Raw genomic sequence first — 19156 nt, forward strand, 5'->3', positions numbered from 1 at the left:
CGCTTCGTCGCTTGTACGGCGTCGCCGGAAGCTTGGACCATCTCCAGAAACTGGGTCGGGTTGTAGCCGAGTCGCCGCAGCCGTGGGATTGCTGCATGGATGTAGGCGTTGTAGCGGTTGGTGAGCTGCTTCAGGTCGTGACTCATCGGCCCTCCCCGGCGGGCTGGAGTTGACGATCGGTGAGGAACGGGCTGGGGATACCGTGCCAGAAGACGGCGAGCTCGTCGCGGGCTCGGGTGGCAGCCACGAACAGGAGAGACCGGTCGCGCTGCCGTTCGCGCTGGAACTTCTTCGGGTCGCTGTCGCGGTAGCGATTGATCATGTTGCGTGGCACGAGGCCGTCCACGACGCCCGCGATGATCATCTTCTGATACTCGAGTCCCTTGAACCGGTGCATCGTGCCTAGGTGCACTTCGTCGGACTGCTTCGGACCGTCCGGGCCGATCTCGACCACGGTGACGCCGTCGGTGGCCAAGCGGGCGGCTACGTCGTTGGCCAACTCGCGGGTCGGCACGCAGATCGCCACGGAGCCGTCCTGTGGCGTATTCCAGTCGGCCAGCTGTTCGGCGATGAGGTCAAGCTCTTCCGTCCACGTCCCGGCGCTACGGAAACGAGGCGGTGCTCCGCGCAGCAGGGAGCGGTATCCAGCCAGGTCCTCGGATCCGCCGTCGAGGTCGTCATATACCTCCCCGCTCATGATCTCCAGAGCCGCGGCGAGGATCTGTCGGGTGGTGCGGTAGCTGAGGGTGAGCCTTGACGATCGGCCTCGAATGTTGATGCCGAGACTGCCGAGTGTGACCTGGTTATCGTAGATGCGCTGGTGGGTGTCTCCCGTGAGGAACATGTCGTCGGGACCGGCCGGGACCATGGCACGGAGCATCCGCCAGTGCGCGGCGCTCAGATCCTGGGCCTCGTCCACCACGACATGCCGATATCGGTAGTTACCGGCCGCGGCTCGGGCGCCTTCCAGCGCGGCGGCTCGTACCGCGACCTGTCGCCAGGTGCTCATGTCCTGGGCCGTCAGCCAGCGGGCGAACCGTTCGGCCAGCTCCCACACCTGGTCGCGCTCCATCCGGTTGAGGTTGCGGCCACGGTAAGGACGGCGGGCGCGGAAGTAATCGCTTCGGGTCGCCAGCGCCTGCCCAAGGATGACCTGTTCCCATTCCGCGGCCAGGAAGTCGGCGTCCCATGCGATCTCGCCGATCTCGGCGGCCAAGAACCGGCGCCACAGCTGGGGGGCTTGGCTGTCGTCGACCTTGCGCTTGGGCGCGCCCGGGTCGCCCTCGGCGACCACCCGAGCGGCCACCCGGTCGATGTTAATCACGTCGACGCGGGCCTGGATCTCTTCGCCGGCGAGAGCGACCAGACGGGTCCGCAGATCGGCCGCCAGGTTCCGGTTGAACGTGGTGAGCAGCACCGCCCGGTCGTCGCCCGGGGGCAGGCTCCGGACCAGGTGGGCGACCCGGTGAAGCGCCACGATGGTCTTGCCGGTGCCGGGACCGCCGCCGACCCGGGCGGGGCCGCTGTAGTGGCGCTCCACCAGCCGCCGCTGGGTTGGGTGCAGGAAGATCTGCCACCGTTCAAACGACTCGGCCAGCATGAAGTTGAGTGCTTCGTCGTCGGTGGTCACCGAGGTCGCGGGCCGCCGCACCGCCGCTGCGAAGTCTTCGGTATCGACAGCCTCCGTGGTTCGCACCGGCCGGGTGACCTGGTCCAGCACGTCCGCGTAGGGCTTGCCGTCATACAGGGCGAAAAGCACGTCGATGGTGAGCTGCGGCGCGCGGTCGACCAGGTCGAGCAGTTCGTCTTCGCTGGTCAGCTGACGGACCTCAGGTAGCAGAGGCTCGGCGACGCCCAACTCGATCAACTGGGCGTCTGAGATGGCGGCGAAGAGAGGCACTGCGTCCGCGGCGCCGGCAAGAACCCTGCCGACGATGCTGTCACCGACCGGTTGGGTGTCGATCGGGTGGAGGTCCATCACCTCGATGCCGCCGGTGATCCGGTTGATCCGGTACGTGAACCGGTCCAGATCGGCATAGACCGCGCTGCGATGCTCGACACCAACCAGCAGGTAGTCCCGCTCGCCGATGTGGAGGAGCAGGGCGCGAAGGTCACGCTTGACTCGAGCCGCCATGAGCCTGCTGTCGCCCCGCAGGTTCTTGAGGTCGAGCCCGGGTTGATCCGGGTTAGCGCGGAACTTGTGCATGAATTCGTAAACCGCCCCGATGTCGGTGCGGTCAAGCTTCATGATCTCCTTCTCGGCCCGTTCCAGGACTTGAAGCTTTGCAACGCCGCTCATCCGGTGATCCGTTCCGCGAGTTCTTCTGCTGTCCATCGGTCAGCGGTGCGGGCGTCCCAGCCTTCTGCCGAGTAGGCACTGTCGCGACGGATGGTCTCCGGATCGTCAGGCGGGTCGGTCCACAGGATGGCGATCCGCGGGCCGGGCCAGGCGACCTCAGCCGGCCATGCCTCGTCACCCAGCTCATAGCCGACCACCGGCGTAGGCAGGCCGCGGATCGCCAATGGTCGCAGCAACTCCTTGATCTTGGCATCGTCGATGTGGCGCAGCACCGTAGACCACTCTTCGCCGACTGCTCCGCCGGTCACCTCATCCGGGGCGGTCAGACCGAGCGAGGTGAGCAGGCCGGCGATCTCGTCCGGGTCGAGCCGGCCCTGGCCGGGCAACCGGCGCAGGTCAGCGAGAAGACTGGTCAGGGTCTGCTTCGCCTCTTCGCGGCGGCCCGCGCCGAGCAGCAGCAGACCGATCTGCTTGCGTAGCTCAAGCGTCTGCGGATCCTCGTCACCGCCCTCCGCCCGCTGGTCGGCCAGCAAGTCGCCGAGATGCCGCAGCGCATCCGGGGTACGGCCGATCAACGCATAGCAGGTCGCCTCCTTGAGCCGGCAGTCGTATCGCAGCTGAGCCCAAGCGGAGCCGGTGAGATCAGGCGCGAGGGCCCGGTACAGCGGGGCCGCCTGCCGGTAGTCGCCACCGTCGAACAGCGCCGCCGCCAGATCGTGCCTGGCCCGCAGCACATCGGCGTCGGTAACACCGAACGCCTCTGCCGCCCGGCGCGTGACCTCACCCAACGCGTCCGCGGCTTGCCGGAACCGAGACTGTCGGACCAGCTTTTGAGCGTCGTCGTGAGCCTTACGCAATTCCGCGCGTAACGCCGTCGCCTGCGGTCCGACGGTCTGGCTGTCCCGGCGCGAGGGCAACGCGTTCTGCGTCTCGGCAGGTGAATGCCTCACGGCTGGTGGCGTGAGGGACGGGACGGCGCCGTCGGCGAGGACCCGGCTAACCACCTCTGCGTACTGCCGAACCGGGCTGATCTTCGCCGGGTGATCCAGCACCCCAGCTATCGGGCCGAGTCCTCCGGCGAAGGGCAGTAGGCGCTGATAGACGGCTCCGGCGCTCTCTGGGCGGTCTTCGGGCTTCTTCGCCAAGAGCGCGAGAACCAATGCCTCCAGCGCCTCGGGCACATCCGCACGCACGGTACGCAGCGCGGGCGGCGTCTCCTTCACCTGCTTGAGCATGACGGAGATCGAGGTGGATCCGCTGAACACAGGCTCGCCGGTGAGCATCTCGTGGATGGTGCAGCCGAGTGCGTACAGGTCGGTCGCTGGTTCGGCGAGGTTGGCCTCGACCTGCTCGGGCGCCATGTAGGGCGGGCTGCCGAGTGGCTGGTTGGTCATGGTGATCCGGGAGAACTCGGCCAGCGTCGGGGCGACGGCGAGCCCGAAGTCGAGCACTTTGACGCAGCCGTCGGGCTCCAGCATGAGGTTGCTCGGCTTGAGGTCGCGATGGATCAGTGAGGCTGCGTGGGCCGCACCCAGCACGGCGCATACCTGCGCGGCGATGGCAGCGGTCCAGCCGATCGGCAGAGGTCCCTGCTCGGAGATCAGGTGGGCGACGCTGATGCCGTGCACACGCTGCATGACCAGGAATGGCCAGCCGTGCTCGTCGGTGCCGCCGTCGTAAACCGCGGGTACGCCGGGATGCTGGAGACGGGCAGTGATTCGGGACTCGCGGACGAAGCGCCGGATCTGCTCTGGCTCCGGGGCTCGGCCACCGGGCGTCCGAATGAACTTGACCGCGATCTCCCGGTCAAGTTTGGTGTCGCGGCCCAGCCAGACCTCGCCCATCCCGCCACGGGCCAGTGGGCTGTCCAATTCGTAGCGTCCGTCGCCGAGCTTGCGGACCGGCACGACCCCTCCCCGCGTCAGCTGGCCAGTCGGGCGAGCACGCCGCGGCTGCGCAGCTCCGCGATGTGCTCGGCGGCGCGCTGTGGTGCCGTTCCGCCTCGGACCAGCAGCCCCGCCTCGATGTTCCGGTCGACGCCGGATTGGGTGAGGTTCGCGCTGGACACGAGCAGGAGCCGACGGTCAGCGACCGCTATCTTTGCGTGCATTCTTGCGTACTCTTCGCCACGCTTGTCGATCGGCCAGTGCCAGAGCTGAAGGCCGTCCAAGCCGGCGAAAGCGGCCGCGGGCTCCTGACCCACCAACGCACCGGCCGCGCCCTGCAAGGTCTCCACGACAATCGTGACGGCCACCCCTCGGCCGAGCGCGGCGGCTAGCGCGGCCCGTAGCGGCGGATGGTCACGCGCCGCGTAGGTCATCAGCAGCAGTTCGTGCTGCGCTTCCCCGACGAGGCCGACCAGCACCTGGGCAGTGGAGCGCACCGGCACCGGATGGGTCTTCGGACCACTCCAAACCGACTCGACCTGTACCGCTGCCGCGCCCTGCTCCCGCCCGGCCGCGAGACCACGCAGGTAGGCAGCCGCCTCCGCGGCAGGCAGGCCGGCCGCCCGACGAGCCGCCAACAGGGGCACGACAGCCTCGGCAAACCCAGGTACCGGGACAGCCTCCGCCGCGACCTCGTCGGATGCGCCGGCGCCGACACGGTCGGCGAGCTGCCGCAAGTGCACCGGGCTGATCCGGTGCACTGCTCGCTCGGCCGCCGCCTCGAAGGCCGGGTGCCAGCTCATGGCAGGGTGGGGAAGAGCGCCAGGTTGGGGTTGTCGATCGGTACGACGAACCGCCGATCCAGGAACCGATTGCCCCGCTCGCAGGTTGTCTCCGAAACGAAAAGGCAGACGTGGCAAGCCGCGCCGTGCAGGAACTCGTCCGGATCCTGCGGCAGCCGCTCGGCGCAGAGCGGGTCGGACGAGCAGTGCATCGCGTCGGTCAGAGCCCGCCGGGTGATCCGAACCAGCTCTTCGGGCTCGGCCAGCGACACCAGCCCGCCGAGAGTGCCCTCGGCGTCCGGCACGGCCGTATAGATCAGTACGCCGGCCCGCTGCGGGTCGTCCGGAGTACCGGAGTAGATACGCTCCGACAGACTCGCCGAGCTGTATCCACATTCCAGCGCGATGGTACGGATCAGCAGATGGGACAGGGTGTGCAGGGCGTAGTACCGAGCACCTGGCCAGTTCCGCATCGGATCGAACGGCCCGGATATCCGGCCCGAGTAGCGGTTCTTGCGGAATCGCGCGTACGCGTCGCGGTGCTCCTCCATCACCTCAGTGCCCTGCACGGCTCGCTCCCAGTCAGCCAGCATGCTCTCGGGCAACCGGAGGAAGATGCCCTCACCGCGTACCTCGCTCGCCGGCACCCACGTCGGGGCGCCTTTTGCCAGGGGTGCGCGGAGCACCAGGTCGGGGTCGGTCGGGTCAGGAGCGTCGAGCCGGGTGAAGCCGACCAGGGCGCGCACCTCCCGCAGCCGCTCCGCCTGGATGACGTCGGCATAGATTTCCTTGAGCTGCCCGGGCACGCCGTCCGGGTCGCGGTAAAGGGTGAAGTCGTCGCTCGGCCCTGGTAGCTCGGCCGCCGAGAAGACCTGCCACTCGGCGGTGTGCAAGTCCGGGTAGCGTTTGATGTCCTCCTCGTCAGCGGGCTTGTTGCGGAATTGCTCGACCGCATCCCAGATCTGCTCGTCGGTCCACCTCTCGAACTCCCGCATCGCGGGCGCATTCTGGCGCGCCCACGGAAGCATGGCGAGACCCGGCAGATCCTTGAAGGTTGTCCAATGCTGCTCGACCTTGGCCTGGAGTTCACTCTCGCCGGTGCGCGGCACGGCCAGCGCGGACAACGTCTGGGCGAACCACTGGTTTGAGGCACCTACGATTAGCAGCTTCAGGTCCGCCGTGCACGCCTTGGTCTCGAAGTCGCCGAGGTGAGCCCGGCGACCCCGGCAGCGAGGAAGCTTGTCGGCCCCACGGCCGAGTACTTCGCGCATGTTGCGGCGGGAGGTGCACGCCACGCACTTGATCTCCACGTTGGCGCCTAGGTTCCCGCCTCGGTCGTCCATCTTGAGCTTTGGATGGCTCGCGTTGGGACAGGCCCCACCCTGATGGACGTAGTGCACGTAGGGGAAGTCGTCTAGATGCCCCGCGGTGCAGGCCAGAACGAACCGGGCCGCGACGGCCATCGGCCGGCGCCCGGATTTCTTGCGCGGACAGGTGGAGTGGAAGAACCGAGCCTCGTGCGGCTTGCGCGCCTTGGCGTTCTCGAAACCGAAGACACCGCCCTCGATGGGTGCCAGCTCGTCGCAGGCGGTGCACCGCAGCCATCCGGGAAACGGCGTGATGGGGACGCCGACCTTGGAGGCCGGGCTGTTCGGCTCGTCCGCACCCTCCATCCACGGCGCCGGCCGCAGCTCCTTGATCGAATCCTGGCGGAGCAGCTTGCGGGTCGCGGCGAGGAGCCGCGGCTCGGCGATCGGCTCCCAGTCGGGCACCGCGTTGTAGTTCCAGTCGTCCAGGCCACGTACCAGCACCGAGATGTTGGGCAGGTCGACGATGGCACCGACGCCGGTGGTGAACATCAGGTGGCTGGGCCGCACCGAGCCGACCCGCCGGAAGTGCTTGCCCGCCATCAGTTTCCCTTCCCGGCCAGGGTCGACTCGCCCAGTTCGTCACCGTCGGGCAGGTCGTCGTCGTCCGGTCCGTCCTCGGGCGGCGGCCCGAACGACCATTCGGGTGCCTGGTAGGTCGGCTCGAACAGCTTGTCGCCGGCCGGCACGATCAGGTTGACCTCGTTCTCGGTCTCCCGCATCGACATGCCCACGGTCAGGTCGGTCCACCGGTCGCCGCCGGCGACCTTCAACAGGCCGTCCAGCTGCTGTTGCTGGTGCGTGCCCGGCGAGTAGCCCAGGCGAACGGCACCGGTCTTCCGCGCCTCCCACAGGTCACGCACCCGGTCGATGCGCGCTTCCAGATACTCCCGGCCGCGTACGCCCCCGACCTCTTCGGCCCGCAACTTCATCCGGTCGATGACGCGAGTCACCTCCGGGCCGGCCAACGGCACGTCGTACGCGTCGGTGTTGCGGGAGAAACGCTCCTCGATGTTGCGCACGGCCGCGACGAACGTCGCGGTGGTCCCCCGGTCCAGCGCTCGCCGGGTGTACGGGGTGACCGACAGCGCCTCCACCTGCCGGTAGAACGTGGCGTGGTAATACTCGAAGTCCTCGTAATGGGCGAGATCGCGGGGCCGCGTCCAGTTGTAGAGCGTGATCACCAGGCCGGGCCGGGCGGCGTCCCTGCCGACGCGCGACGACGCCTGGATGTACTCCGCGGTGTTCTTCGGCTGCCCAGTGACAACCATGAGACCGAACCGCGAAACGTCCACGCCGACCTGCAGCATCGAGGTGGCCAGCACGGTGTCGACCGGGAGCTGCCCCTCGTTCTGCCGGTCGTAGAAGCGCGCCGTGATCCGGTGCAGGTTGAGCTTCGGGTGCGACGCGGTCTTGGCCTTCATCGCCGCCCGCATGTCGTCGAGGACACCTCGGTTCCGCGACGACGTGTCGATCTCCGAGTCGAAGCCGATCTCCAGCCGCTTCAGTACCTCGCTGATGTCGCCGGACGAGATACGCGAGGTCAGCTCCTGGACGTTGAGCATCTGCACACCGGTCAGTCGGTCGGCGAGACCCTTGCGACGACCGTGCGAACGAACCCGGTTGGCGACCTGGTCATCCAAGATGCGGCGCATCCCGGCCAGCTCCCGGGTCGAGCTGAAGTAACCGACCGTGGTCATGTAGGGATCAGCAGGTTTGCCGTACTTGTCGAACAGCGCCTGACCGCCCAGCAGCAGAATCTCGGCGACCCGGATCTGAGCGGACTTCATACGCACGCCGTGCGCGCACACGCCGAGGTAACGCCGGCCCGGGTCGTCCCCGGTGACCGGCACCTGCTTGCTGAAGAACGTGTCGGTGATGTCGAGCACCGGGGGTGGGAAAACGGCCAGCTGCCGCCCGAAGACCCCGAGCACCTGCTCGCGGGCCCGCTTGGTGGTCGCGGTGGATGCCACGATCTTCGGACCGGCCTCGCCGCCACCGGGCAGCAGCCACGTGCACAGCTGGTCGACCGCGGCCTCGAACAATCCGACCATCGTGCCGAGCGCTCCGGAGATGAGGTGCATCTCATCTTGGATGATCAGGTCCGGCGGACGGAGCCGGATCACTGGCTGGCTCGTGACAGCCGGTAACCTGCCGTCCTTCGTGGCGCGGTGCCGGGATCCGCAGTCGACCTTGCTGTCGAGATCGTCATGCCGGTACCCGTGCCGTGGGCAGCGCTCCCGCGCCCGGCCGAACAGCAGGCCGGCAAAACCCCGCCAGGGCAGCTGCGCGAGCTTGTCGACGGTGGCGATGACCAGGCTCGGCGCGTAGCGGTAGATCTCCTCGTCGACCGTGAGGATTGGCAGGCCCTCGCTGGACACGGTCCTCGCGAACGGGCAGGCCTCGGCCCCTTCCGCCTCCGGGCAGTACAGGTAGACCCGCCGCTCGTCCGACCTCGGTTCGAGATCGCGGTGGCCCAGCAGCTTCGCCCCGCACCATGGACAGTTCAGCGTCTGCAGCACGCTTGTGCGTTTGCTGTCGCCGGCCTCCCGCGCCTCGGCGATCTGCTCGGCTGCTTCGCCGAACCAGTTTGGCGATACCCCACTACCCACCCACAGGCCGATCCGGAACGGCTCGGCGCCCCAAGTCGGCTCGTCGCCCCGGCGCAGCACCTCGGCCGCGCACACCAGGGCGGCGGCCCGCTGGAACTGCTGCGCGGTGAGCAGCCGCAGCGTGTAACGCATCAACACTGCGACGCCGGCCTCGCCGCTGCGCGCGTCCGCCCCGGAGCCGACGACGCCCTGCAGCCGCCGGATGGCGAACGTGAACGCGGTCAACCCGAGGTAGGCCTCCGTCTTGCCACCACCGGTGGGGAAGAACAGCAGGTCGACGGTGGCCGCGGCATCCGCGGCCCGCTCCTTGTGGGCGGGGTCAGCGATCGATGGCACGTTGAGCAGAACGAACGCGAGTTGGAAGGGACGCCAGGAGGCTGCCGCGGCGCCCTTCCCCTTGATGGCGTCGATGGCTTCCGCGTACGAGAGGGAGCGCTCCTCGCGAAGCCGGACCGCTTCGCTGTGCTGGCGTTGCAGCGCCATCGCTTCGTTGGCGAAGCGGAAAGCCCGCAGCGCGTCGGCGTGCCGCGGCTGGCTCGGATCGGTTAGTAGCGTGATGCCGGACCGGATCCTCTCGGCGGCTTTCGTCGCCGTCTCGATCGCGTCAACGGCCGCCGGGCGTAGCTTCTCCGGAAGCTCCGGGATCTTGTCTGCCTCGTCCTTCAGCCAGGCCGCGTAGCCGTTGGCTAGCGGGGCCAGGCCCTCAGCGAGCGCGCCGAGGTCCGCCGTGGCGAGGGCCTCCATGGACAGTTCGACACCGGCCAGCTTGCTGCCCTCGCCGACTTCGGCGACCGTGGCCGGCACGTTGTACACGGGCAGCCAGGTGGTCTCCAGCTGGTGCGCGCAACGCTCGCCGTCCCGCACCGATGGGTGCACGGCGACGTTGCGGCCCGAGGCGTGGCGGCGCTGGGCCCGGTAGAGCAGCCGAAGGTGGGCCTCTTCCAGGTCGGGGACCGTGTCGTGCACGCCGTCGAGAGGGTCGTCGATGGGCAGAAAGACAGCTTCATGGCCGTCCAGGGCGGTCACGGTCAGCCCGGCCTGGAAGAGCCAACTCTTGTCCCTGTTGCTTTCCGCCTCCAGCTGAGCGTTGATCAGCGCGAGCTGGACGATCCGGCGGCCGTCGCGCGCCCGCACGTCGACGGCAAGCTGGACTCCGGGGCTGCCGATGTCGGCAGCGGTCAGCGGCACACGGTAGCAGTCGTCTTCGTCGAGCCGGACCTCGCGAGTGAACGACACCGGCTCGCGATACCAGGCCCGCGACTTCTTGCCGTTCTCGTCTTCGGTCTCCCTTATGTCGTAGCGCCCCCAGCCGGCCTGCACGGTCAGGACGTCTACGTCGCCAGGGACCGCGAAGGCCAAGCCCATGGAGGAGGCCCACATCCGGCCCAGCTTCTGCGGGGACACGATCTCGGGAAGTTCGGGCTCGCTGCCGTCGCCCTGGACGGGCGCGTCCACCTCGATGACCTCGGTGGTGCCAGCGGTCTTCTCGCGCTGTTTCGGGCCCAGCATGCCGACCAGGTAGCGTTCGCGCGGCCCCATGGCCTTCGGCGCGAACTCCTCCTGCTCACCGTCCCACGGACCGAGCAGATCCAGCCGGACAAGCTTCTCCAGCTCATCACGCACCTGGAAAGACGATGTCTCGGCGAAGTTCTGGGGCAGGTCGAGGTCGTGGACGAGCGGGTCCCGCCGCGGTGACGCGGGTTCGGCGGGCAAGGCGAGCGCCTGCTGCTCGCCCTTCGGGTGTGGGAAAAGACCCTCTGGGTCCGCAGTCATCATCGGGCTCTCCCCCGGGAGCTGAGATGGGCTCGGCAGCACTCGACGGCATCTGTGTGGAGTTGCTGCCAGGAACGGTTGGTGCCTTCCGGCCGATGGACGCACGCCAACGCTACGGCTTGGGCAAGCACTTCGGGAGCGTCGGATTCGCGGTAGCGGCGGGGTGCGCCGCCGAACTTGTGCTTGAGGATCTTCTTCGGGTCGCTCAGGGTGCCGGTGTCACGGTCGCGGTACTGCGCTGGCGCCTTCCACGACTTCATCCCTCCCGTCAGCGCATCGGGGAAGAGCAGCAGGCACGCCTCAATCTCCCAGACCGAGAGCACGTAGTGGAGGGAACCGAATTCCTTTGCCAGAGCTGCCTGGACCCGAGCAGGTGCGGCGTCGTACTCGGAGCCGTCCACCCGGTCGAGGTCCTCGCGGACGAAGACGCAGGCCAGATCCGTGCCTTCCCGGGCGGCTCTGGCCCGCACCAAGCTGGCGAGCTTGCTGACACGCGCCGACAGGTTCTGTTGGCTGGCACCCCGTAGCCGCACCTGATCGTTGATCTCAACGATCCGGCCGCTCATGCCCGGGCAAAACGCCTCCAGTAGAAGGAAGCCCGCCAGGTTCGCCGCGTCGTCGTCCAGCGCCTCGAAGCTGCGCCGGACGAAGAGGGACGGCTGCCGTGCCGCATTCACGGCGACGTCGAAGACCCGGAACGAGGCGAGTTGTCGAGCCACGGTGGTCACCTCGGTCCCACCCCGGTCCTCGGAGAGCCGTGGGAGAGCGGCGAGACCGCTGCTGAAAGCGTTGATGCCCATTTGCTGGTGACCAGCATCGGCCCCGGAATCGACAACACTGACTTTCTGTCCAGTGATGGCGATCCGACGACCACCGCCCCGGGTGCGTTTGGATTGGAAGGATCCCCGCCGCGTTAGGCCACGGTCGGTATGTCCAATCCGAAGCAAGTACCCGTCCGGCGCGCTGGTGCTGCTGTTGGTCGTCCAGGTTGCCTTGAGCTTCATATGGATACGGGTCGGCGGTTTCCTCTTATCGCCGCGCCAGAAGACGACCTCGGAAAAGCCGCCGCGCAGGTCGATCGCGGGCTGGAGGTCCGTGTTGATCACGTCGGCGAGGAACCAGAAGACCTCCAGCAGGTTGGTCTTACCCGCCCCGCTCGGCCTGACCAGCACGTTGAGCGGCTCAACGGGCACGGTCATCCGGCGTAGGCTGCGGAAGTTCTCCACGCTCAGCTCCATCAGCAGCCGCTCCATCAGCCGCCTATCTCCTCGAAGAGACTCGCCTGCGTTCCGCCCTTGGCCTTTCCGCCCTTGGCCTTTCCGCCCCTCTTGTTGTGTAGGCCGTTGGCGACCTCCTCGGCGTAGCGCGCTTGGTTAAGTTCCAACAACCGATCCAGGACTTTCTGTTGCACCGCGGGCCCAATGGTGTAGCGGGCATGCGAACCTACTTTGTGAAATCCATGATCCAATCCTTCAACGATAAGGTCCGCCCAGTCGTAGTCACGCACGACAATCTTGTCGATGTCACGATGAACCTTCCGGAGCCCTTCGATGTCTGGATCGCTGCAATCTTCATCGAACATGAGATTGTAGGTCGAGGTCAAACCTATTTGCCGGGAGTGCATCAGATCGTTGCGATACCCATGCAGGTATTCGCCGACCGTGCGGAGCTCACTCGAAAGCTTCGGATACGGAAAGGTTTCGAAGGCGTCCGACGGTGAATAGTTCGGCGCCCCGCCTACTCCTCGAGTTGAAGTCCTAGATATCGTCCAGACGTGATGAATGGAACTCGACAGAAGCGCCAGTTCGGCCACGTCGTCAGAGCAGAGAACCCCCAGTTTGTGAGATTAAACCTGGCCCGTTTCAACCATTGCTGGCATCAAAGTCTTGCTCACCAAAGTGATGGCTATGATGCGCCTCAGTGTCGAACTGGCAGTGGCCAAACCGCGACGGTACTCCGAATACTGCCACCATCTTTCGCGCCTAGATTTCTGGGCGTTCGTAGATCGTGCGGGCCTCACGAGTTCGCGCACCCGAGAGAAGCATTCGGTATACTGCATGGCTTTTTCCTCTGGCCAATCGTGAAAGTTGATTACCCAGCGACTGGCAGACATGTCTGGCCTGCCATTTAGGTCTTGGCCTCCGAGGAAGGGGAATAGAACCTCGGAGTTACTGCGGTCTGCTTCTATGAGTCGATGCGCCCAGCTTTCGTCCACAACGAAGCCTTCGCCCAGCACGTTGGAGCCCTGAAAAAGCCTGGCCCTGTTTGCAGCAAGACGATGCGGGTCGCCCATGACTGACGAAAATGGATCAAGCGAAGATTTGATCCCTCGAACTTTAACTCCATCGGCAATGCGTGCTGCATCAGGTTCAACTTTTGCCTTGCTGACCCATACGGCGCAATACTCAAGCGCCGCCGCCTTTGATGGCCATGGCTTACTCTTTATTGACTGCCGAATTTCACAACCATCGCCTAGGATCTGATCGAGGCCAACTCTACGCGTATCGCCTTCAGCAAGGGTGCTTGTCGCCACAATTCCGAATTGCCCACTCTGGTTTAGCAGTTCCGCGATTCGGCGGGAAAAGTACGCAACGATATCGGAAGTTCCTCGAATTCCTCTAACCCCCCTTCCTAGGCTCTCGACCAGATAGTCCCGATATGCGCGGCCAGTCAGTTCGGCAATCTTGAGACCGCCCAAGAAGGGCGGGTTGCCGATAATAGCGTCGAAGCCGTCCCCATCGAAGACTTCTGGGAATTCCAGCGGCCAGTGCAGCGGCCGACGGCCGAACGCGCCCTCCGGCAGGTCCAGCGCCAGCCAGGTCGTGGCCCATCCGCGTGCCGGCTCAGTGCTGCCTTCCTGTGCCAGCAGTCCGACCTCTGCGGCCGTGTGCTCGGCGATGACCCGGGGGTCCTGGCCCTTGGCCACCGAGGCGAGCCAACCGCCGGTGACCAGATCGGCGTAATGGGCGGCCCGCCGGGTCAGCGCCCGTGACTCGGCGAGTAGGTGCTTCTTCTGCGCCTGCTCCTGCTCGGTGTCGTGCAGCTCAGTGATCTGGGCCCGCAGCTCTTTGACCTTCGACAGTTCGCGTTCCAGGCGGAGGTCACGAATGGCGTCGGGGGAGAGGGCGCTCACGTTGCCGATGCCGAGCAGCGAGTCCCCGACGACGAGGCGGTCGTCGAGGAAAGTGAACGGGCGTTGCGGCTCCATCGATACCAGCCACAGCGAGAGCTTGGCCATCTCGACGGCCATGGGGTTGATGTCAACGCCGTAGAGGCAGTGTTCGATGACTTGACGTCGCGACTCGACAATGGCGGGGTCGTCGTCAAGGTCTAGTGCCGACGTGTCCGCGGGTGCCCTATAGGTGCTTGCCCATTCTTTGCCCTCTCGCAGTGCCGCGTCCAGCAGGTGCTGGCCGAGGTAGCGGGCAGCTGCGACCAAGAACGCCGCTGATCCCATGGCGATGTCGGCGACCTTGAGCGCGAGGATCTGCTCGCTGGTCTTGGGTTTCCAATGCTCGGTGTCGGCGGTCTGCAGCGGTCCGGGTTCGTAGACCAGCGGTTCCAGCGCCCCCTCGACGATCTCTTCCGCCAGTTTGCGGGGTGTGTAGTGAGTGCCGGTGTTACGGCGCAGCGCTGACTCGGTCACGAACAGGGCGCCGGGCAGCACGACCACGGGAAGATCCCGCAAGTCGGTGCGGATTAGGCCGTGGAAGGGGAGTAGTCGGTTCGACAGCTCGTAGTCGCCGCCGGTCACTGCGAGCAGCTTCTTTCGGCCTTCCTCCTGCTCGATGCCTTCTAGCGGAGTAAGTCGCTTCGCCACGGCCGCTGCGGAGCCAATCTTCGAATCCTTGTACTTCTCGGCGATCGCTTTGGCGAGTTCGGATCCGTCCGGGTGCCGGGCGGCGAGGTCTTCGAGCTCGATGAGGCCTACTTCCTCCTCCAAGCCCTCCTTGCCGACCAGGCCGACGGTGACGTCCTCGGCGCGGAAACCCTCGAACGACAGCAGGCCCTCGTAGACGTAGCCGATCTGTTCCACGTCGAGTGTGCGGAAGCTGACCGTTCGGCGCTCCGAGGTCTTCGCACCGCGGCCGATCTGGACGTACTGCACCGCTCGAAGCATGTGCAGCACGGTGCGGTCGTCGACGTTCAGGGGTAGCCACGGCATGCCGGCCGGGTCGAAGAGTGACCCGTCGTGGCCGTGCATGGTCAGCCGAGGATGGTCAACGCCATGGTAGACGGCGTTGAACAGCGCGATCAGGCGCTGCCAGGCGGCCGTGCTGTGCTCGAGGTCCTCCTCGGTGCCTTCGGTGACGCGCTCTTCCAGCTCGGCGCAGAGCCGCCCGGCCGAGTACGCGGTCGCGTACAGCTCGTTGTCGGCCGGCAGGAGGCGGCGTTCCTCGGCGAAGAGCAGAAAGACGATACGCATCATCACCGAGACCGCGCCGCGGTAGACCTCGTGCGCGTCAACATCCTGTAGGCCGCGACCACCCAGTTCCCGGTCCCGCACGTCGATCCGGCCGAACGCGCCGACCAGCAGCTCCACCGCCTGGCGGACCTGGACGCCGAGCGCCTCGGTGATCTCTTCCTGGTTGTCCAGGCTCTTCCGCAGCAGCGGCACTAGCTTTTCGCCGTCGGGAACGGAGAAGAAACGGCGGCGGTGCAGCAGCGAGCGGAACGCCCGGACCACGTCGCGTTCGGCGGCTTCGGGCCAGGCGATCGCGTCGAAGGTCGCCATGGTGGTGGCGCCACCACGTGGTGCCCAGATCAGGGTCCAGAATCGGCCGTCGCTGGCCAGGCCCAGCTCGATGTCGTGGTGGCGGCACATCAGGGCCAGACGGTCGGCCGGTGTGGCGGCCCAGGTGCTGTCCTTGACCCGGGCGGTGGGGCGGCTTCCGCTGGGACAGATCACGCCAAGCAGGCGCACGGTGTCGGGCTTGATCTCCTCGCCCGGCTGCACCAGCGCGAAATCGGGGGTGAGCAGGCTGTCGTGTTCGGCGACGGTGACCGTGAGGCGGTCTAGGCCGGTGTGATGCAGCGCGTCGGCCCAGCCGAGCAGGTCTCCGAGAACGTAACCGAGCCAGTCCGCCTGACCCGCGGCCTGGTCGGTGAGCCAGTCGGCGTGCCGGGCGCGCAGCCGTTCGCGGGCCGGCTTTTCGAGGGCGTCGAGTGTGGGCCATGTTTGCCGAAGAACGGGGACGCTGAGGAACGGGCCGCTGATCTCGATGAGACTGAGCCAGCGCTTGTGGTCGTAGTCGCTGGCGGTGCTGTGGCGGCGATAGCTGGCTCTCATCGGGTGGCCTCCCGCTTCGGCACGACGAACACCACGGCCACCGGGAAGCTGTGCGACTTCGGCTCGCGGTAGCGGGCGTCGACGGCTTCGAGCTCGCTGCGGCGTTCCTTGGTCAGGCTGGCCAAGCGTTCCTCACGCCGATGCCGGTCCCGGCGGTACTGGGCCAGCTCTTCCTTGCTCTTGCTCGCCTCGGCGCGGCTGAACAACGCATCTTCCTTCTCCGAGTCGTCGACGTCGATGGCCTTGCGCAGGCTGGCTTCGAACTGGTCGAAGTTGTGGTTGATCCGATCCTTCTCGGCCTGCTGACGCTGGTCGAGCTTGCGCGAGAGCGCCTCCTCACGGATCGACGTACGCCAGCCGATTGCCGCGTTGAGACCGTCGGAGACGCGTGGCCAGCGCTCAGCCAGCCGGGTCTGGACGATTTCGGTGGCAGCAGTGCCGTGGCTGAGCGCCCGGTCGAGGATGCCTCCCAGGGTGGTGAGGTTCTCCAGGCGACGGAAGCGACCCTGCGCGGGTGTCCAGCCGCCGGCGTAGAGGACCTCTTCGTGCAGGCGAACCCCGTCGACGCCGACCAGGACGAACCGCGAGTAGGCGCCGACCAGCACCTCCTCCAGTGCCGGGTCGTCGCTGACCACGGCGGCGACCCGGTGCAGGCCCAGATCGGGGTTGGAGACGGCGGCGCGCAGGAGCCGGGTCGACATGGCGACCAGCGGGTGGTTGAGGTGGGCGAGGACGATCTCGTCGCGGTCCTTGACCTGACTGGCGTCGAAGGTGATCGGTAGCTGGCGCGGCGGCTCGTCCTTTTTGTGCAGCTTGGCGGTGAGGCCGACGGTGGCGCGCTGCCAGGATCCGGTCAGGGGCGGGACCTCGAACAGCTCGACGCCCAGGTGCTTGTCGTCGATGTGCCGGCGGAGCTTTTGCTGGCGGGCGAGCTCCAGCGCTGTGTCGACGACCCGCTTCACCGCTTGCGGGGTGATGCCCAACTCCTCGACCGTCTTGTCTAGGTCGGCGCGGAGGCGGCGGACCTGTTCGCGAACGTTGGTGTCGCTGGGCACGTCGCCGGCGTTCTTCGAGCCGATCTTGTCGAGGTCGATGTCGACCTGGTGGCCGGTCATCTTGCGCTGAACGGCGTCGGCGATGACCGCGTTCACCGAGCCGAGGTCGGCTTCCATCTTGACAACCTTGTCGGCGACCCGGGACAGGAACTCGAGGTCGGCTTCGAAGCGGTCGACGGCTTGCCCGAATCCGGTGCCGACGAAGTGCCGGATCTCTGGGGGGACCTTCTGCCCGTACCGGTCGATGCGGCCGATGCGCTGCTCGAGCTTGTTGGGGTTGAACGGGATGTCGTAGTTGACTAGCCGGTGGCAGTGGTTCTGCAGGTCGATGCCCTCACTGGCCGCGTCAGTGGCCAGCAGGATGCGCACCGGCTGCTCACTGGGGTCGGCCTGGAAGGCCAGTCTCAGCTGTTCCCGCTCGTCGGGCGGGGTGCCGCCGTGCAGAAGCGCAACACGGGGAGCGCCGAACCCTTCCTGGCGGAGGAGGCTTTCGAGCCAGATCTGCGTGTCGCGGTACTCGGTGAAGACCACAACCCGCTCGTTGGTCCAGTTCCGGCCGTCCGGCCGGCAGACGGCCGTGAGATAGGAGATCAGCTCCTGCGCCTTTGCGTCGGGCCGGGCTTCCTGCGCCTCGGCCCATTCGAGCATCCGCTTGAGCAGGGACTCCTCGTCCTCAGCCGGGTCCGGCTGCATGGGTGCCACGCGCGGTTGAGCGCGTCGTCCTCAGCCTCGGCGAGTTGCTCGTCGTCGTAGGTGGCGATGTCGTCGAAGAAATCGTCCATCCACTCCGGGATGTCGTCCTCAGCGGTGGCTACCGTGCTGCGGCCGGACCGGCTGGCGAGCGTTTCCAGATAGACCGCGACGGTGTGGGCGAAAGCCGCGGGGCTGGAGAACAGCCGCTTCTTGAGCAGCAGAGTGACGAGGTCGGTGGCCTTGCGGCCGCGCTGGGTCTTCAACCGGGCGCGGCGTAGCTCGGCGAAGCGGGTCAGTAACGCGTGGATCTCGCGTTCCTCCGGCGGATACTCGACCGGAAGGGCGGTGGCCTTCCGCTCGACGAAGCGGGCGCTTCCGTCAGGGTTCTCGATGTGTCGCTTGAGTCGGCGGACCACGGTCTCCTTGACGGCGGACGCGTCGGGCTCGGCACTACGGAGGAACCGCTGGTCGTCGATCAGCTCCAGCAGTGCCCAGAAAGATTCGTGATAGCCGTTATGCGGGGTGGCCGACAGAAAGAGCCGGTTGGTGAAGTGCGGGGCAATGCGGCGGATCAGCTTGGTCTGCTGTGAGTCGACCGCATAGACCTGCTTGGGCGCGGCCGGTGCGACGTGATGCGCCTCGTCGAGGATCAGCAGGTCGAACGTACGCGGATGGGATGGTCCGTCGGCCGGTAGGACCTCGTCGAGCAACCGCTGCGCCTTCGGTCCGCGCAGCCAGGGCAGGCTGACGATGGTCAGCGGGTAGACCTGGAACGGGTTGGCAGCCGAGCCGTGAGTGCGGCGTACGGTAGCTGCCCGCTCGGCGTCGATGACAGCGAAGTCGAGGCCGAACTTCTCGGCCATCTCGTCGCGCCACTTGGTGGTCAGCCCCGCCGGGCAGATGATCATGATGCGCCGGGCCCGATGACGCAGCAACAGTTCCTGCGCAACCAGACCTGCCTCGATGGTCTTGCCGAGGCCGACGTCGTCGGCGAGCAGCAGGTTGACGCGGGGTGCGTCGACCGCGCGGGCCACCGGTTCCAGCTGGTAGTCCTCGATCGCCACGCCGGAGCGGAACGGCGCCTGAAGGGTCTTCACGTCGGCCGAGGTGATGGCAGACCAGCGGACCGCGTCGAGGAAGGCCGCGAGCCGCTGGGGCGGGTCGAACTTGCCGACAGCGACCGGAGGCAACGCGTCGGTGGGCAGCACCTCGGCGCCCGGTTCAACCTCCCAGATCACCTCGAGGGTGTCGCCGTAGCGGCCGTCTTCGACGCTCTGCAGGCTGACCAGCGTGCTTCGTCCGGCCCCGTCGACCTTGCTGACCACCCACCGCTGGCCACGAACCGAGACGAGGTTGCCATCAGCCGGTGCCGAGGTCGCCGTTACGGACATCGTTCCCC

At 66.8% G+C, this 19156-nt stretch carries 10 protein-coding genes; all 10 read right to left on the reverse strand.

The window, feature by feature from the left end:
• Window positions 1–142: 142 nt before the first annotated feature.
• Genes ACQP2F_RS04685 through drmD (ACQP2F_RS04730) form a run of 10 tightly spaced genes read right to left on the reverse strand, consistent with a single transcriptional unit; the run spans window position 143 to window position 19148 of the window.
• Window positions 143–2299, reverse strand: a complete 2157-nt coding sequence (locus ACQP2F_RS04685; protein WP_433300947.1) for a UvrD-helicase domain-containing protein — start codon at window positions 2297–2299, stop codon at window positions 143–145.
• Entirely contained in the window at window positions 2296–4206 is a 1911-nt protein-coding gene (locus ACQP2F_RS04690) for a protein kinase domain-containing protein (protein ID WP_433300949.1), read from the reverse strand. Before ACQP2F_RS04690 ends, ACQP2F_RS04685 begins: the two co-directional genes overlap by 4 nt.
• 14 nt (window positions 4207–4220) lie before the next feature.
• Window positions 4221–4988, reverse strand: coding sequence for a DISARM system phospholipase D-like protein DrmC (drmC, locus tag ACQP2F_RS04695; protein ID WP_433300951.1), 768 nt, complete (start codon window positions 4986–4988; stop codon window positions 4221–4223).
• Window positions 4985–6877: a DrmB family protein gene (gene drmB / locus ACQP2F_RS04700; protein WP_433300952.1), complete on the reverse strand. Its 1893-nt coding sequence runs from the start codon at window positions 6875–6877 to the stop codon at window positions 4985–4987. Before drmB ends, drmC begins: the two co-directional genes overlap by 4 nt.
• On the reverse strand, window positions 6877–10719 hold the full coding sequence (gene drmA / locus ACQP2F_RS04705; RefSeq protein WP_433300954.1) for a DISARM system helicase DrmA: 3843 nt from the start codon (window positions 10717–10719) through the stop codon (window positions 6877–6879). The genes drmB and drmA overlap by 1 nt, the downstream gene beginning before the upstream one ends.
• Window positions 10719–11972: an AAA family ATPase gene (locus ACQP2F_RS04710; RefSeq protein ID WP_433300956.1), complete on the reverse strand. Its 1254-nt coding sequence runs from the start codon at window positions 11970–11972 to the stop codon at window positions 10719–10721. Before ACQP2F_RS04710 ends, drmA begins: the two co-directional genes overlap by 1 nt.
• The gene (locus tag ACQP2F_RS04715; RefSeq protein WP_433300958.1) at window positions 11972–12532 is read right to left on the reverse strand and encodes a hypothetical protein; all 561 of its coding nucleotides are present in this window, start codon (window positions 12530–12532) and stop codon (window positions 11972–11974) included. The genes ACQP2F_RS04710 and ACQP2F_RS04715 overlap by 1 nt, the downstream gene beginning before the upstream one ends.
• 33 nt (window positions 12533–12565) lie before the next feature.
• Complete coding sequence (locus ACQP2F_RS04720; RefSeq protein ID WP_433300960.1) at window positions 12566–16009, reverse strand: Eco57I restriction-modification methylase domain-containing protein; 3444 nt, start codon at window positions 16007–16009, stop codon at window positions 12566–12568.
• The gene (gene drmD, locus ACQP2F_RS04725; RefSeq protein WP_433300962.1) at window positions 16006–17757 is read right to left on the reverse strand and encodes a DISARM system SNF2-like helicase DrmD; all 1752 of its coding nucleotides are present in this window, start codon (window positions 17755–17757) and stop codon (window positions 16006–16008) included. The genes ACQP2F_RS04720 and drmD (ACQP2F_RS04725) overlap by 4 nt, the downstream gene beginning before the upstream one ends.
• The gene (gene drmD, locus ACQP2F_RS04730) at window positions 17655–19148 is read right to left on the reverse strand and encodes a DISARM system SNF2-like helicase DrmD (RefSeq protein WP_433300964.1); all 1494 of its coding nucleotides are present in this window, start codon (window positions 19146–19148) and stop codon (window positions 17655–17657) included. The genes drmD (ACQP2F_RS04725) and drmD (ACQP2F_RS04730) overlap by 103 nt, the downstream gene beginning before the upstream one ends.
• Window positions 19149–19156 lie beyond the last annotated feature (8 nt).

It is taken from the genome of Actinoplanes sp. CA-030573, from assembly GCF_050951115.1.
GTDB lineage: Bacteria > Actinomycetota > Actinomycetes > Mycobacteriales > Micromonosporaceae > Actinoplanes.

Bases quoted from the DNA above. Each gene is read 5' to 3' on its own strand.
- drmA (WP_433300954.1), bottom strand. From the start codon at position 10,719: ATGACTGCGGACCCAGAGGGTCTTTTCCCACACCCGAAGGGCGAGCAG.
- drmD (WP_433300962.1), bottom strand. From the start codon at position 17,757: ATGCAGCCGGACCCGGCTGAGGACGAGGAGTCCCTGCTCAAGCGGATG.
- ACQP2F_RS04720 (WP_433300960.1), bottom strand. From the start codon at position 16,009: ATGAGAGCCAGCTATCGCCGCCACAGCACCGCCAGCGACTACGACCAC.
- drmC (WP_433300951.1), bottom strand. From the start codon at position 4,988: ATGAGCTGGCACCCGGCCTTCGAGGCGGCGGCCGAGCGAGCAGTGCAC.
- drmD (WP_433300964.1), bottom strand. From the start codon at position 19,148: ATGTCCGTAACGGCGACCTCGGCACCGGCTGATGGCAACCTCGTCTCG.
- drmB (WP_433300952.1), bottom strand. From the start codon at position 6,877: ATGGCGGGCAAGCACTTCCGGCGGGTCGGCTCGGTGCGGCCCAGCCAC.
- ACQP2F_RS04685 (WP_433300947.1), bottom strand. From the start codon at position 2,299: ATGAGCGGCGTTGCAAAGCTTCAAGTCCTGGAACGGGCCGAGAAGGAG.
- ACQP2F_RS04710 (WP_433300956.1), bottom strand. From the start codon at position 11,972: ATGGAGCGGCTGCTGATGGAGCTGAGCGTGGAGAACTTCCGCAGCCTA.